Annotated in this window: 15 protein-coding genes; 6 read left to right on the forward strand and 9 right to left on the reverse strand. The window is 70.0% G+C overall.

Annotated elements, in window-relative coordinates:
- Positions 1–59: 59 nt before the first annotated feature.
- Both OG344_RS02715 and OG344_RS02720 read right to left on the reverse strand, forming a co-directional pair.
- Positions 60–395: an MmcQ/YjbR family DNA-binding protein gene (locus OG344_RS02715; RefSeq protein WP_405086835.1), complete on the reverse strand. Its 336-nt coding sequence runs from the start codon at positions 393–395 to the stop codon at positions 60–62.
- A gap of 54 nt (positions 396–449) precedes the next feature.
- The gene (locus OG344_RS02720) at positions 450–1,478 is read right to left on the reverse strand and encodes a GDP-mannose 4,6-dehydratase (RefSeq protein WP_327047662.1); all 1,029 of its coding nucleotides are present in this window, start codon (positions 1,476–1,478) and stop codon (positions 450–452) included.
- A gap of 245 nt (positions 1,479–1,723) precedes the next feature.
- Between OG344_RS02720 and OG344_RS02725 the strand changes: the two genes are divergently transcribed.
- The 3 genes from OG344_RS02725 to OG344_RS02735 all read left to right on the forward strand — a co-directional run bounded on the left by OG344_RS02725 (position 1,724) and on the right by OG344_RS02735 (position 4,812).
- On the forward strand, positions 1,724–2,965 hold the full coding sequence (locus OG344_RS02725; RefSeq protein ID WP_405086837.1) for a glycosyltransferase family 4 protein: 1,242 nt from the start codon (positions 1,724–1,726) through the stop codon (positions 2,963–2,965).
- 75 nt (positions 2,966–3,040) lie between these two features.
- Positions 3,041–3,754 carry a class I SAM-dependent methyltransferase gene (locus OG344_RS02730; RefSeq protein WP_150935526.1) on the forward strand — a complete coding sequence of 238 codons (714 nt, stop codon included), beginning with the start codon at positions 3,041–3,043 and terminating at the stop codon, positions 3,752–3,754.
- The gene (locus OG344_RS02735; RefSeq protein WP_405086838.1) at positions 3,751–4,812 is read left to right on the forward strand and encodes a prenyltransferase; all 1,062 of its coding nucleotides are present in this window, start codon (positions 3,751–3,753) and stop codon (positions 4,810–4,812) included. Before OG344_RS02730 ends, OG344_RS02735 begins: the two co-directional genes overlap by 4 nt.
- Before the next feature lie 6 nt (positions 4,813–4,818).
- Here OG344_RS02735 and OG344_RS02740 read toward each other — a convergent pair whose 3' ends face one another.
- Complete coding sequence (locus tag OG344_RS02740; protein WP_405086840.1) at positions 4,819–5,436, reverse strand: class I SAM-dependent methyltransferase; 618 nt, start codon at positions 5,434–5,436, stop codon at positions 4,819–4,821.
- A gap of 53 nt (positions 5,437–5,489) precedes the next feature.
- Here OG344_RS02740 and OG344_RS02745 point away from each other — a divergent pair, with 53 nt between their 5' ends.
- From OG344_RS02745 to OG344_RS02755, 3 genes are all read left to right on the forward strand, one after another.
- A complete protein-coding gene (locus tag OG344_RS02745) occupies positions 5,490–5,684 on the forward strand; it encodes a ferredoxin (RefSeq protein ID WP_327047666.1) in 195 nt (64 codons plus the stop codon).
- Positions 5,685–5,686: 2 nt separating this feature from the next.
- On the forward strand, positions 5,687–6,784 hold the full coding sequence (locus tag OG344_RS02750; protein ID WP_327047667.1) for a Zn-dependent alcohol dehydrogenase: 1,098 nt from the start codon (positions 5,687–5,689) through the stop codon (positions 6,782–6,784).
- Between the two features lie 65 nt (positions 6,785–6,849).
- A complete protein-coding gene (locus OG344_RS02755; protein ID WP_405086841.1) occupies positions 6,850–7,344 on the forward strand; it encodes an MSMEG_6728 family protein in 495 nt (164 codons plus the stop codon).
- A gap of 369 nt (positions 7,345–7,713) precedes the next feature.
- Here the strand turns inward: OG344_RS02755 and OG344_RS02760 are convergent, their stop codons facing one another.
- The 6 genes from OG344_RS02760 to OG344_RS02785 form a co-directional block, all read right to left on the reverse strand.
- On the reverse strand, positions 7,714–8,724 hold the full coding sequence (locus tag OG344_RS02760) for a sugar phosphate isomerase/epimerase family protein (RefSeq protein ID WP_405086842.1): 1,011 nt from the start codon (positions 8,722–8,724) through the stop codon (positions 7,714–7,716).
- Entirely contained in the window at positions 8,724–9,899 is a 1,176-nt protein-coding gene (locus tag OG344_RS02765) for a Gfo/Idh/MocA family protein (RefSeq protein ID WP_405086843.1), read from the reverse strand. Before OG344_RS02765 ends, OG344_RS02760 begins: the two co-directional genes overlap by 1 nt.
- Positions 9,900–9,925: 26 nt before the next feature.
- On the reverse strand, positions 9,926–10,984 hold the full coding sequence (locus OG344_RS02770) for an ABC transporter substrate-binding protein (RefSeq protein ID WP_327047672.1): 1,059 nt from the start codon (positions 10,982–10,984) through the stop codon (positions 9,926–9,928).
- Between the two features lie 124 nt (positions 10,985–11,108).
- On the reverse strand, positions 11,109–12,116 hold the full coding sequence (locus OG344_RS02775; RefSeq protein WP_405086844.1) for an ABC transporter permease: 1,008 nt from the start codon (positions 12,114–12,116) through the stop codon (positions 11,109–11,111).
- Complete coding sequence (locus OG344_RS02780; RefSeq protein ID WP_405086845.1) at positions 12,109–13,695, reverse strand: sugar ABC transporter ATP-binding protein; 1,587 nt, start codon at positions 13,693–13,695, stop codon at positions 12,109–12,111. Before OG344_RS02780 ends, OG344_RS02775 begins: the two co-directional genes overlap by 8 nt.
- Positions 13,696–13,728: 33 nt before the next feature.
- On the reverse strand, positions 13,729–14,916 hold the full coding sequence (locus OG344_RS02785) for an ROK family protein (RefSeq protein ID WP_405086846.1): 1,188 nt from the start codon (positions 14,914–14,916) through the stop codon (positions 13,729–13,731).
- Between the last annotated feature and the right edge of the window lie 122 nt (positions 14,917–15,038).

Genomic DNA, 15,038 nt, shown 5'->3' on the forward strand with positions numbered 1-15,038 from the left:
GGCCCTCGTTCACCCCACCATCGGCATCGGGCTAGAACGGGTTCCAGTTCAACGGGGCGTCATTCGAATGCCTCGACGAGGGCCTTGGGCGCGGTCAGGCACCAGGCCTCGGTGACCAGCTCGAACAACTCGTCCGCGTCGATCCCCTCCAGGTGGACGACGACCCAGCCGAACCGCCCGGCGGTGAACTGCGGCTCGAACACCTCGGGACGCTCGGCCACCAGCGCGATCTGCTCCTCGATCGTGGCCTTGAGGCCGACCGTCCGAGTCCGCTCCCAGAGGTAGCCGAAACCCTTGTCGCGCACCTTGAAGGCGACCCAGTCGCCTCCCTCGCTCTGCCGCACCTCGGGCAGCCGGTCCAGCATGCCCAGGAACTCCTCGACGCTCACACCCATGCGTCTGTCGTACCAGAGCGCACCGACAGAAACGCACCACCCCGGACGGGACGGTCACGGCCAGGAGGGATTGTCCTGCTCGGGATCGCGGCCGTCGGCGAGAAGGCGCAGGTCGGCCTCGACCATTATCGCCACAAGGTCCTCGAACGACACCGTCGGTTCCCAGCCCAGCTGGGTGCGGGCCTTCTTCGGGTCCGCGCAGAGCAGATCGACCTCCGCCGGCCGGTGCAGGGAGGAGTCGCAGACGACGTGCCGCTCCCAGTCCAGCCCGGCGGCGCCGAAGGCGGCCTCGACCAGCTCGCGCACCGAGTGCGTACGCCCGGTGCCGATGACGTAGTCCTCCGGCTCGGCGGCCGACAGCATCAGGTGCATGGCCCGCACGAAGTCGCCCGCGAAGCCCCAGTCGCGGCGCGCCTCCAGGTTGCCGAGGCGCAGCTCCGACGCCATGCCGAGCTTGATCCTCGCGACGCCGAGCGAGACCTTGCGGGTGACGAACTCGGCCCCGCGCCGGGGCGACTCGTGGTTGAACAGGATGCCCGACACCGCGAACATGCCGTACGACTCGCGGTAGTTCTGCGTGAGGAAGTGCCCGTACGCCTTCGCCACGCCGTACGGCGACCTCGGGTGGAAGGGGGTGCGCTCGGTCTGCGGCGTCTCTCTCACCTGGCCGAACATCTCCGAAGACGACGCCTGGTAGAAGCGGATCTGCCGCGCGGACGAGCCGCGCGAGGCGGTGATCCCCGAGCAGACGCGGATGGCCTCCAGCACCCGGAGCACGCCCATGCCGGTCACCTCCCCGGTGAGCTCGGCCTGCTCCCACGACATCGGCACGAACGAGATGGCCCCGAGGTTGTAGACCTCGTCCGGCTGCGCCTTCTCCACCGCCGAGATCAGCGACCCCTGGTCGAGCAGGTCGCCCCGCACGAGCCGCACGTCCTGCAGGAGCCGGCGCACGCGCGGGACGCGCGGGTTCGCCTGGCCGCGGACCAGCCCCCAAACCTCGTATCCCTCACGCAGCAGGTGCTCGGCGAGATAGGAGCCGTCCTGACCGGTGATGCCGGTGATCAGCGCACGCCTGGCCAACGGATCCTCCTCATACCACCCAACTCAGCCTATGAGAGGCGAATGTACCGCCCTGCCCGACCTCGCCCACATAGCCGGTAGTAGAACGCGTTACACCGAATCTCGTTCGGGTAACCTAACACCCCAGTTCGGGGAGGGTGAGGGTCGAGCGAGGACGACTTCCACCTCATAAGAGCCCGGATAAGGTCAAATGGTAGTGTTCCTGGCAGCAGCCCCACGGGGGCACGACTGGAAAGGGGTGCCTCTTGGCGGAGAGGCTGCGAGTCGCGCTGCTGTCCTATCGCAGCAAGCCCACCTGCGGCGGCCAGGGGGTGTATCTACGCCACATCAGCCGTGAGCTCGTCACCCTGGGCCATCACGTCGAGGTCTTCTCCGGCCAGCCGTACCCGGAGCTGGACGAGGGCGTGATCCTCAACAAGATCCCCAGTTTGGACCTCTACCGCGACGAGGACCCGTTCCGCACGCCGAAGCTCGCGGAGTACCGCGACTGGATCGACGCGCTGGAGGTCGCCACCATGTGGACGGCCGGGTTCCCCGAGCCGCTGACGTTCAGCCTCCGCGCCTTCCGCGAGCTCAGGAAACGGCGGGACGACTTCGACGTCGTCCAGGACAACCAGACGCTGGGATACGGCCTGCTCGGCATCCAGAAGCTGCTCCCGGTGGTCGGCACCATTCATCACCCCATCAGCGTCGACCGGCGGATCGAGCTGAAGGCCGCCAAGGGGTGGAAGCGGCTGTCGATGCGCCGCTGGTACGGGTTCGTCCGCATGCAGAGCGTCGTCGCCCCCCGGCTCAGCCCGATCCTGACCGTCAGCGAGTCGTCGCTCGCCGACATCCATCGCGACTTCAACGTGCCGCAGTCGAACATGCGGCTGATCCCCCTCGGCGTCGACACGCGGTTCTTCCACCCCCGGCCGGAAGCGCCGAAGCGGGAGAACTCGATCGTGGCCGTGGCCAGCGCCGACTCCCCGATGAAGGGCGTCGCGACCCTGCTGCGGGCCGTCGCCAAGCTCGCCACCGAGCGGGAGGTCGACCTGACCGTGGTGAGCAGGCCCACCCCCGGCGGGCCCACCGAACAGCTCGTCGGCGAGCTGTCGCTGCACGGCCGCGTACGGTTCGTGCACGGCATCCCCGACGAGGAGCTGGCCGAGCTGATCGCCACCTCCGAGGTGGCGGTGGTCCCCTCCCTCTACGAGGGCTTCTCGCTGCCGGCCGTCGAGCACATGGCGTGCGGCACCCCGCTGGTCGCCTCGCGTACGGGCGCCCTGCCCGAGGTGGTCGGCGACGCGGCGATCCAGGTGACACCGGGCGATCCGGAGGAGCTGGCCGCCGTGCTGCGCCGCCTGCTCGACTCCCCGCGGGAGCGCGGGGAGTACGGCCGCCGCGGCCACGACCGCGTGATGGAGCGCTACGCGTGGCCGGTCGTCGCCCGGCGCACCGTCGAGGCCTACCACGAGGCCATCGCCGCTCACACCCCCTCGCGGTGACTCCCCGGACCCACGCAGCACCACCCCACGCAGCACCACCCCATGCAGCGCCACCCCACGAGAGGCAGGCACCGAGTGCTGACCGTCGACTTCGCCCGGCTGCCGGTCGGACCGGGTGACCGCGTCCTCGACCTCGGGGCCGGTGGTGGCCGGCACGCCTTCGAGGTGCTGCGCCGCGGCGCCGACGTGACCGCCTTCGACATGGACGCCGCCGAGATGGAGAGCGTGGCGGCCATGTTCGCGGCCATGGACAAGGAGGGTGAGGTGCCGGCGGGCGCGACCGGTGACACCGTCGTCGGCGACGCCCTCGACATGCCGTTCCCCGACGCTTCCTTCGACCGCGTCATCGCCGCCGAGGTGCTGGAGCACATCCCCGACGACATGGCCGCGATGCGGGAGATCGTACGCGTGCTCAAGCCGGGCGGCCGGGCCGCGATCACGGTGCCAAGCTTCCTCCCCGAGCGCGTCTGCTGGGCGCTGTCGGAGGACTACCACACCACCCCTGGCGGACATATCCGGATTTATACGTTGGCGGAGCTCCAGGCGAAGCTCAAGGCCTCGGGTCTGGAGGTCGGCGGCCACCACCACGCGCACGGGCTGCACACGCCGTACTGGTGGATCAAGTGCGCGGTCGGAGTGAAGAACGACGAGCATCCGCTCGCCAAGGCGTACCACGAGCTTCTCGTCTGGGACATCATGAAGCGCCCCCTCGCCACCCGGCTGGCCGAGGCCGTGCTCAACCCCCTGATCGGCAAGAGCGTGGTGGTCTACGTCCGGAAGCCGGCATGAGGCGGCTGCCGCACGTTCCCGGGATCATCACCGCCGACCAGGTCCTCCGTACGGCCGAGAGCATCGCCGCGATCCAGGACGACGAGGGCGGGGTGCCCTGGCCCGAGGGCCACATCGACGCCTGGAACCACATCGAGTGCCTGATGGCGCTGACCGTGGCCGGGCTGCGCGAGGAGGCCCGCAGGGGCTACGACTGGCTCGTACGGCACCAGCGCCCGGACGGCTCCTGGCCGACGAGGATCCGGGACGGGCGGCCCGCCGAGGCCGCCGGCGAGTCCAATCACGCGGCGTACATCGCGGTGGGGGTCTGGCACGACCTGCTGGTGACCGGCGACGAGGACTTCGCCCGCGCCATGTGGCCGGTGGTCGTCCGGGGCCTCGGCTTCGTCATGGGGCTGCAGACCACGCGGGGCGAGATCCTCTGGCAGCGCGACGCCGAGGGCCACCCGGCCGGCTACGCCCTGCTCACCGGGTGCTCGTCGATCCACCAGGGCCTGCGGTGCGGGGCCCTGCTCGCCGAACGGCTGGGCGACCCGCAGCCCGACTGGGAGCTCGCCGCCGACCGGCTCGGCCACGTCGTCGCCCACCACCCGGAGGCGTTCGCCGACAAGAGCCGGTTCTCGATGGACTGGTACTACCCCGTGCTCGGCGGCGCCGTCCGCGGGGTGGACGCCGTACGCCGGTTCGACCTGGAATGGGACACCTTCGTGGAATCCGGCCTCGGGGCGCGCTGCGTCTCCGACCAGCCGTGGGTGACCGGCGCGGAGTCGTGCGAGCTGGTGCTCGCGCTCGACGCCGCCGGGCTGCGGGACCGCGCGCTGACGGTGTTCGCGGACATGCAGCACCTGCGCCACGAGGACGGGGCCTACTGGACCGGCTGGCAGTTCGTGAACGAGCGGCACTTCCCCGACGAGCGGTCGGGCTACACGGCGGCCGCGGTGGTGCTCGCCGCCGACGCGCTCGCCCGCGCGACCCCCGGCTCGGGGATCTTCCGCGACGCCGGCGGCCGGGAGGCCCGTGTCACCGGCGAGTGCGGCTGCGCGCGCGCCCGCACCTGATCCCGGTCAGCTCTTCTCCAGCACCCGCAGGGACCCGGTGACCCGCACCTCCGTGAAGGCGCCCGACTCCAGCGCGCGCAGATAGACGTGGTACGGCGCCTGCCCGCCGTCGGCGGGGTCGGGATAGATGTCGTGGAAGACGAGCGCGCCGCCCGGCATGACGTGCGGCGCCCATCCCTCGTAGTCGGCGGTCACCGGCTCCTCCGAATGGCCGCCGTCGACGAACAGCACGGCGAGCGGCGTCGCCCAGAACCGGGCGACCGTCGCCGAGTCGCCGACGACCGCGATCACCTCGTCCTCCAGGCCGGCGGCGGCGATCGCACCGCGGAAGAACGGCAGCGAGTCCATCCGCCCGGTCCTCTCGTCGACCAGGCCGGGGTCGTGGTGCGGCCAGCCGGGCTGGATCTCCTCCGAGCCCCGGTGATGGTCCACGGTGAAGACCACCGTCCCCGCCTGCCGCGCCCCGGCGCCCAGATAGATCGCCGACTTGCCACAGTACGTGCCGATCTCGCAGACCGGCCCCCGGAGGCCGTACGTCGCGGCGGTCTCGTACAGCGCCTCGCCCTCGGCGGGCGGCATGAAGCCGCGCGCCTCCTCGGCGGCACGGCGCAGCGGAAGGGGCATGGGAGTTACCATGACGGGCACCCTACCCGGGCCCCCGATGAGGAGGACGCGTCGTGAGGATCGTTGTGGATTACGAGGCGTGCGAGGCCAACGCCGTCTGCATGGGCCTGGCTCCCGAGGTCTTCGAGGTCGACGACCAGGACAACCTCTGGGTGCTGGTGCCCGAGCCGCCCGCCGAGCTGCTCGACCGGGTCCGCCACGCGGTGCGGTCCTGCCCGAAGGCCGCGCTGTCCCTCGTCGAGGAATAATCATGCGCGTAACCATGCGCGGAGCGATCCTGCACGCGGTCGGCGACGACAGGCTGGACATCCGCGACGACATCACGCTGACGCCGGTGGGCCCGGGCGACGTGCGCGTGCGCGTACGGGCGACCGGCGTGTGCCACTCCGACCTGTCGGTGCTGACCGGTGTGCTCCCCCAGCCTCTGCCGATCATCCCCGGGCACGAGGGCGCGGGCGAGGTGGTCGAGGTGGGCGACGGCGTCACCGCGGTCCGGCCGGGCGACCACGTCATCGTCAGCTGGACGCCCGCCTGCGGCGACTGCCCGAGTTGCCTGGCCGGGCAGCCGAACCTGTGCATGACCTACATGATGAAGGGCTTCGCCGAGCCGCGCTTCCGGTTCGGCGGCGGCACCCCGGCGTTCGGGATGGCCGGGTGCGGCACCTGGGCCGAGGAGATCGTCGTGCCCTGGCAGGGGGCGATCAGGGTCGATCCCGACGTGCCGTACGAGGTGGCGGCGCTGATCGGCTGCGGCGTCACCACGGGCGTCGGCGCCGTGCTCAACACGGCGAAGGTGCGCCCGGGGGCGACCGTGGCCGTGGTCGGGTGCGGCGGCGTCGGGCTGTCGGTGATCCAGGGGGCCCGGATCTCCGGCGCGACCACGATCCTCGCGATCGACCCGCTGGAGTCCAAGCACGCGCTCGCCCTGAAGGTGGGGGCCACGCACGCCTGCACCCCCGACGGGCTCACCGACGCGATCGGCACCCTGACCGGCGGCCAGGGCTTCGACCACGGCTTCGAGGCGGTCGGCAGGTCGGCGGCCATCATGACGGCCTGGCGGGCGACCCGGCGCGGCGGCGACGTCATCGTCGTCGGCGCGGGCGCCGTGGACGACCAGGTGCCCCTCAACGCCTTCGGCCTGCTGTTCGAGGGCAAGAACATCCTCAGCTCGCTGTACGGGGGCGCCGACGTGCGCAGGGATTTCCCCCGCTTCGTGAACCTCTACAAGGCGGGCAGGCTCGACCTCGACAGCATGATCAGCGCGCGAATCAGGATCGGCGACCTGAACGAGGCGGTCGCCGCCCTGCGCGGCGGCGAGGTGCTCCGGCAGATCGTGCTCTTCGACTGAGAGCGGACCGAGATCTCCCCGCCCCGGGGGATATCTCCGGTGGCCGCGGGTACCCGGACGGCGACATGCAGACGTTCCTGCCGTATCCGGACTTCACCGCCTCCGCAGGGGTGCTCGACCCGCTCCGCCTGGGCAAGCAGCGGGTCGAGGCGCTACAGGTCCTGCGCACGCTCACCGTGCCGGGGTACGGCTGGCGGCACCATCCCGTCGCCCACATGTGGGCCGGGTACGAGGAGGCGCTGGTCCGCTACGGCCTGGAGATCGTCGCGGCATGGTGCGACATGGGCCGGGCCGACACCTGCGCCGGGACGATGACCAGGGAACTGCTCGGCTGCCGCGGCATCGAGACGCCCCGCGCCCAGATCGTCCTCGCCGAGGCGGGCGAGCTGCCGCCGTGGCTGGGCGATCCCACCCTCCACCTCAGCCACCGCTCCGCCCTGCTGCGCAAGGATCCCGGGTTCTACGGCCCGTTGTTCCCCGGCGAGCCCGACGATCTTCCCTACGTCTGGCCCCGCTCCGACCGCGTCAACGCCCTGCTCCCACCCCGCCGAACCGTCTGAAACCCCACAAGGCCGCCGACCGGGCTGAAGTGCCGTACCTCTTCTTCACCGCGACCAAGGGGATGTCGCCGGTCGAGGCGGTTGGGGCGCTCTGCGCCGAAATCAAGGAGTCGTGCCTGCCCGCCGATCCCGAACAGGTAGTCCACGTCTCCAGCGGAAGCTGGTGCGCCGCGACGCACTACAGGTGCCTGGCTTCGAGACCGGTACGAGTGGTCTCGCTGTGGTCTCCCTGTCCGGCACCGACGGCACCATCGGCGCGGACCTGTCGTGGAACGCCGACAACCTCATCGCCGCATGGCGTTGATCGGCAGGCGGTTCCACCGGACCGACGGGTAGCCCCGAAGGGCTACCCGTCAGCCGGCTGAGGGCTCAGCTCTCGGAGGAGAAGGCGGCGTCGAAGGCCGCGTCGGGTGGGGTGATGGCGTTGAGCGAGCGGATGTAGGCGAGGGATTCGGGTGCGCCGTGCAGCCGGTCCATGCCCGCGTCCTCCCACTCGATGGAGATCGGGCCGTCGTAGCCGATGTGGTTGAGCGCGCGGAAGCACTCCTCCCACGGCACGTCGCCCCGGCCGGTGGACACGAAGTCCCAGCCGCGGCGCGGGTCGGCCCACGCCAGGTGCGAGGCCAGCCGGCCCCGCCGCCCGTCGCGGGTGGCGACCCGGGCGTCCTTGCAGTCCACGTGGTAGATCTTGTCGGCGAAGTCCAGGATGAACCCCGCCGGGTCCAGACCCTGCCACACCATGTGCGAGGGGTCCCAGTTCAGCCCGAACGCCGGCCGGTTGCCGATCGCCTCCAGCGTCCGCACCGTGGTGTGGTAGTCATAGGCGATCTCGCTGGGGTGCACCTCGTGGGCGAACCGCACCCCGACCTCGTCGAAGACGTCCAGGATCGGGTTGAACCGCTCGGCGAAGTCGGCGTAGCCGGCCTCGATCATCGACGGCGGCACCGGGGGGAACATGGCCAGGGTGTGCCAGATCGACGATCCGGTGAACCCGACCACGGTCTGGACCCCGAGCTTGGCGGCGGCGCGGGCGGTGTCCTTGATCTCCTCGGCGGCGCGGCGGCGGACGCCCTCGGGCTCGCCGTCGCCCCAGATGCGGGCGGGCAGGATGCCCTTGTGCCGTTCGTCGATGGGGTGGTCGCAGACGGCCTGGCCGACCAGGTGGTTGGAGATCGTCCACACCTTCAGGTCGTACTTGGCCAGGGTCTCCAGCTTGCGCTCGACGTAGGAGTCGTCGGCCACGGCCTTGTCGACCTCGAAGTGGTCGCCCCAGCAGGCGATCTCAAGACCGTCGTAGCCCCACTCGGCGGCCAGCCGGCAGACCTCCTCGAACGGCAGGTCCGCCCACTGACCGGTGAACAACGTGATCGGCCTGGTCATCAGTCCTCCACACTCGTGAAGCCACTACCGGCAGCCGCGCTCTCCTCGACGGCGGCGAGCACCCGCTGCACCTGGAGACCGTCCTCGAAGGACGGCGTCGGGTCGGTGCCGGCGGCGATCGCCTCCAGGAAGTCCTTGACCTCGTGAACGAAGGTGTGCTCGTACCCGAGGCCGTGCCCCGGCGGCCACCAGGCCCCCACGTACGGGTGGTCCGGCTCGGTGACGAGAACCCGCCGGAAGCCGGCGTCCGACTCCGCGGCGTCGTAGAACCACAGCTCGTTCATCGCCTCGAAGTCGAAGGACAGGCTGCCCGCCGACCCGTTGATCTCGATGCGCAGCGCGTTCTTGCGACCGGTGGCGAAGCGGGTGGCCTCGAACGACGCCAGCGCGCCGCCCTCGAAGCGGCCGATGAACAGGGCCGCGTCGTCCACCGTCACCTCGCCCTTCGCACCGCCGCCGCCCTGGCCGGCCAGGCCGCTCGACCCCTCGGCGAGCGGGCGCTCCTTGACGAAGGTCTCGGTGAGCGCCGTCACTCCGGTCAGGTTCCGGCCGACGATGAACTGGGCGGTGTCGATGATGTGGGCGCCGATGTCCCCGAGCGCGCCGGACCCGGCCTTGTCCTTCTGGAGCCGCCACACGAGGGGGAACTCCGGGTCGACGATCCAGTCCTGCAGGTACTGCGCGCGCACATGCCGGATCTCGCCCAGCCTGCCCTCGGCCACGAACTTCCTGGCCAGGGCGATGGCGGGGACGCGGCGGTAGTTGAAGGCCACCATGCTGCGCACGCCGCGCGCCGCCGCCTCCTTCGCGGCGGCGGTCATCGCCTCCGCCTCCGCCACGGTGTTGGCCAGCGGCTTCTCACAGATGACGTGCTTGCCCGCCGCCAGCGCGGCGATCGCGATCTCGGCGTGCGAGTCGCCCGGCGTGCAGATGTCCACGATCTGCACGTCGTCGCGCTCGATCAGCCGCTTCCAGTCCGTCTCGACCGCGGCCCAGCCGAGCGTGTCGGCCGCCTCGGCCGTACGCTCGGCGGACCGCCCGGACAGGACGGCCATGGCCGGCCTCACCGGTACGTCGAAGACCGCCGCGACGTTCCGCCACGCCTGTGAGTGCACGCGCCCCATGAACGCGTACCCCACCATGCCGACACCCAGCGCCGGCCTGCTTTCAGTCACTAGAACTCCCTCGAGTCAGGGCTGGATCAGGATTCGAACCCGGTCGGCAGGTACTTGTCGGCGTTGTCCTTGACGACGGTCTCCGACGTCAGCGTGATGGACTGCGGCACCTGCTGCTCCAGCAGGTCGCTCATGCCCTTGCCCTGCGCGATCAGACGCGCCAGCTTGATCGCCGAGGCGGCCATCGTCGGGCTGTAGGTCACCGTCGCCTTCAGCACACCGCTGTCGGCCTGGATGTCACGCATCGCGTTCGCCGAACCGGCGCCGCCGACCATGAAGAACTCGCTGCGCCCGGCCTCCTTGATCGCCGCGAGCACACCGATGCCCTGGTCGTCGTCGTGGTTCCAGATCGCGTCGATCTTCTTGTGCGCCTGCAGCAGGTTGCTCGCCACCTGCGTGCCCGACTCCACCGTGAACTTCGCGTCCTGCTGCGCGGTCACCTTGAACCCGAAGGTCTTCAGCGCGTCGGCGAAGCCCTTGCTGCGGTCCTGGGTCAGCGGCAGCGTCGCGATGCCCTGGATCTCCAGGATCACCGGGTCGGCCACACCCTTGTCCTTCAGCGTCTTGCCGATGTAGTTGCCCGCGGCCACGCCCATGCCGTAGTTGTCGCCGCCGATCCAGGTCCGGTACGACAGCTTGTCGGGGAACACCCGGTCGAGGTTGATCACCGGGATGCCGGCGTCCATCGCCTGGCGGGCGACCTGGTTGAGCTGCTGGCCGTCGTTGGGCAGGATCACCAGCGCGTTGACCTTGGCCTGGATCAGCGACTCCACCGCGGAGATCTGCTGGTTGATGTCGTTGGTCGGCTCGACCGCCTTGAGCTCCACGTCGGAGTACTGCTTGGCGGCGTCGGCGGCGTTCTTGCTGATCGCGGCGATCCAGCCGTGGTCGGCGGCCGGGGCCGAGAAGCCGATGACGACCTTGTCGCCGGGGGTGTCGTTGCCGCCGGCGGCGGCGGCGGGGGCCGCGGCCGGGGCGCTGGCCTGCGCGGCCGGCTCGTTGCTGGTGCAGGCGGTGATGAGAGCGCCTGCGCCGATGACGGCTCCGCCGAAGAGGAAGCCCCGGCGGCCGGGGTGCTGCGTCATTTCTTTTTCTCCTTGGGATGGGGATTAAGCAGTGGGGACGAACAGTGGGGACGAACAGTGCTGACGAAGGGCGTGAGAGGCCGGGACCACGGCCGTGGGCCGGTGGCCTGGCGAACTCCGGGAGCTAGGTCGCGGATTTGAGGCTTCGCCGCTGCAGCAGCACGGCGGCGACGATGATGACGCCCTTGGCGACCAGCTGGTCGGCCGTGTTCAGCCCGTTGAGGATGAACAGATTGGTGATCACCGTGAAGATCAGCAGACCCAGGATCGAACCGATGATCGTGCCCCGGCCACCGGTCAGCAGCGTGCCACCGATGATCACCGCGGCGATCGCGTCCAGCTCGTACAGATCACCGTGCGTCGACGACCCCGTCGTGGTCCGCGCCATGATCAGGACCGCCGCGATCCCGCAGCACAACCCCGACAGCGCATACAACATCAGCGTGTGCCTGCGCACATTGATACCGGCCAGCCGCGCCGCCTCGGGGTTGCCGCCGACCGCGTACGTGCGCCGCCCGAACGTGGTCCGGTTCAGCACCAGCCACCCGACCAGCACCACCAGCGCGAACACATAGACCAGCAGCGGCAGCCCCAGCACCCGGGTCGTGGACAGATCCACGATCATCGAGTTGTCCGGCTGCACCAGCTGCGTCCGCTGGTTCGACATCCGCTGCGCCAGACCCCGCCCGGCCACCATCATCGCGAGCGTCGCGATGAACGCCACCATCCGCCCGTAGGCGATCAGGAACCCGCTCAGCAGCCCGGCTCCGGTGCCCACCACGACCGCGCACACGATCATCACAACCGGCCCGTACGCCTGCGTGGCCAACGTGGTCGCCCACACCGACGCCAACGCCATCACCGCGCCGACCGACAGGTCGATCCCCCCACCGATGATCACGAAGGTCATCCCAACCGTGATCACCCCGATGGTCGAGGCCAGCGCCAGAATACTCACCAGGTTGGAGGAGGTGGCGAAGTTCTCCGGGCGGGTCACCACCCCCACGATCGCCAGCAACACCAACGCCGCGACCAGGCCCAGATGCCGGACCTCACCCAGCCGGCCCAACGGCCCGCCCGCACCCGCCGGCTTGACCGGCGCGTTGGCCGGCGCCTGATCGACCTCAGTCATGGAACGCTCCTTCAGGAGAATCTGCCACCGCAGAACCCGCTACCTCAGACCCAGCCGTCTCCCCAGCGGAGACCATCACCAGATCCAGCACCCGATGCTCATCCAACTCCCGCGCCGGGGCCTCATGCACGATCCGGCCCTCCCGGACCACCAGCACCCGATCCGCCAGACCCAACACCTCGGGCACCTCACTCGACACCAAAAGCACACCGATCCCGTCGTCGGCCAGCTTGCGCACCAGCGCGTACAACTCCGCCCGGGCACCGACATCCACCCCACGCGTCGGCTCGTCCAGCAACAACAACTTGCGATCCTCGGCCAGCCACCGCCCCAGCACCGCTTTTTGCTGGTTACCCCCCGACAACGTCCGGATCGGCCGCCGCACATCCGGCGGACGGATGTCCAACGCCTCCGACAACCGCTTGGCCTCCGCGAACTCACCCTTACGATCCAGCCACCCCAGCCACCGCGGCCGCGTATACCGGCTCAACGACGCCAGCGTGATGTTCTGCGCCACCGGATGATCCAGCAACAACGCCTGCGCCTTACGCTCCTCCGGCGCGAGACCCATCCCCATCCGCACCGCCCGGCTCGTACTGCCCGGACGCACCACCTGACCGTCCAGAACCACCCGGCCGCCGGCCCGCCGCGCCCCGTAGATCGCCTCAACGATCTCACTACGACCCGACCCCACCAGACCCGCCAACCCCACGATCTCCCCCGCCCGGATGCTGAACGACACATCCGCGAACCGCCCAGGAAGACTCAGGTTCTCCACCCGCAACACCTCGTCGCGGCCCTCATGCGCCCCCGCCTCCGGACGCGGCGGAAACACATACTCCACATTCCGCCCCGTCATCAACGCCACGATCTGCTGCGTCGGCGTGTCCTTCGCCGCCAAACCCACCGCGACCGTCGCCCCGTCCTTCAACACCGTGACCCGATCCCCGATCTGCCGGATCTCCTCCAGCCGATGCGAGATATAGATCACCGCCACCCCCTGCGCGGTCAGATCCCGGATCACCCGAAACAGGTTGTCCACCTCGTCATGCGCCAGCGCCGCCGACGGCTCATCCATGATGATCAAACGAGCCGAATGCGACAACGCCCGCGCCATACTCACAATCTGCTTGTGCGCCGGAGACAACCGGCCCACCTCCATCCGCGGCCGGATCTCCCCATGACCCAACCGCCCCAACAGCTCAGCCGCCGCCCGCTCGGCCTCCCCCCGGCGCGAGAACCCCAACCGCGCCCGCTCATGACCCAGATAGATGTTCTCGGCCACACTCAACCCGTCCACCAGGTCAAGCTCCTGATAGATCGTGGCGATGCCGAGGGCCATGGCCGCGGTGGGCGGCGCCAGCCGTACGGGGGCTCCGTCGAGCAGCACCTCGCCCTCGTCGGGCGAGTGCGCGCCGGAGAGGGTCTTGATGAGCGTCGACTTCCCGGCGCCGTTCTGGCCGAGCAGGCAGTGCACCTCCCCGGCTCTCACTTCCAGATCGACGCCGTCCAGCGCGCGCACGCCGGGGAACTGCTTGACGATCCCCCTCATCTGCAGCAGGGGGTGCTCGTCTCCCATGGGGTCTCCCAACGATGGTCAGTTGGCGGAGTATCAGTTGGCGGAGTAGACGTGATCGCTGATCAGTCGGGTGGCGCCGATGACACCCGCGGTCTCTCCGAGTTCGGAAAGCACGATCGGCAGGTTGCCGGTGGCGAGCGGCAGCGACCGGCGGTAGACGACGCTCCTGATCTCCGCGAGCAGCACGTGGCCCAGCTTGGCCACGCCTCCCGCGATGATCACCAGTCCGGGGTTGAAGAAGCTGACCAGGCTGGCCAGGATCTGGCCCGCCCGGCGCCCGCCGTCGCGGATCAGCCCGATCGCCGCCGCGTCGCCCTGCGCCGCCGCGGCGCCCACGTCCTCGGCCGTCAGCGTTCCCACGGCCGCGAGCCGTTCGGCCAGGTACGGCGAGCCGCCCGAGCGGGCCACCTCGACCGCTTCCCTGGCCAGCGCGGCCCCGCCGAAATAGGCCTCCAGGCAGCCGGAGTTGCCGCAGGAGCAGACCGGGCCGAGGTCGTCCACCCGGATGTGGCCGATGTCGCCGGCGCTGCCGGACACACCGCGGTAGATCTTGCCGTCCACCACGATGCCGCAGCCGATTCCGGTGCCGATCTTCACAAGCAGGAAGTCGCCGACACTCCGGGCGAGACCGGTGTGCAGCTCTCCCAGCGCCATGATGTTGACGTCGTTGTCCACCATCGTGGGACAGCACAGCGCCTGGCCGATCGTCTCCCGCACCGGGTAACGGTCCCAGCCGGGCATGATCGGCGGTACGACCGGGACGCCCTCGGCGAAGCTCACCGGCCCGGGGACACCGATCCCCGCTCCGGTCAGCTCGTCGTACAGGCCGTCCCTGTTCAGCTTGCCGAGCAGGTCGATCGCCCGGTCGAGCACCGCCGCGGGGCCCTGCCTGATGTCGCAGGGCTCGCTGAGGTGGCCGAGCACCTTCAGCTCACCGTCGGTCACCGCGACGTCGATCGAGGTGGCGCCGACGTCGATGCCGGCGAAGCGGGTGGCCTGCGACAGCCGTACGCGGCCCGAACGCCGGCCGCCGCGCGAGGCGGCGAGCCCGTCCGGCTCGGCCAGGCCCAGCTCGACGAGCCGGTCCAGCTCCACGTTGAGCTTCGAACGCGACAGGTCCACCACGTCGCCGAGCTCGGCGCGGGAGCGCCCGCCGTCCCTCAGCAAGCGCAGAAGCGCGGCCTGATGGACGTTCTCCGGCCTGATGGTCGTCCGTTTCACCTACGCCTCCGCGTCCACGTGATTGGCTGGAAACGTACCCCTTTTCCCCACAACAGGGAAGACCTTTTATCGATTTGATGCAATCTTTCGCTGAATCCAACAAAAGTCAGGATGAGGAGCGG

Source organism: Microbispora sp. NBC_01389, from assembly GCF_045040095.1.
In the GTDB taxonomy this organism is placed as follows: Bacteria; Actinomycetota; Actinomycetes; order Streptosporangiales; family Streptosporangiaceae; genus Microbispora.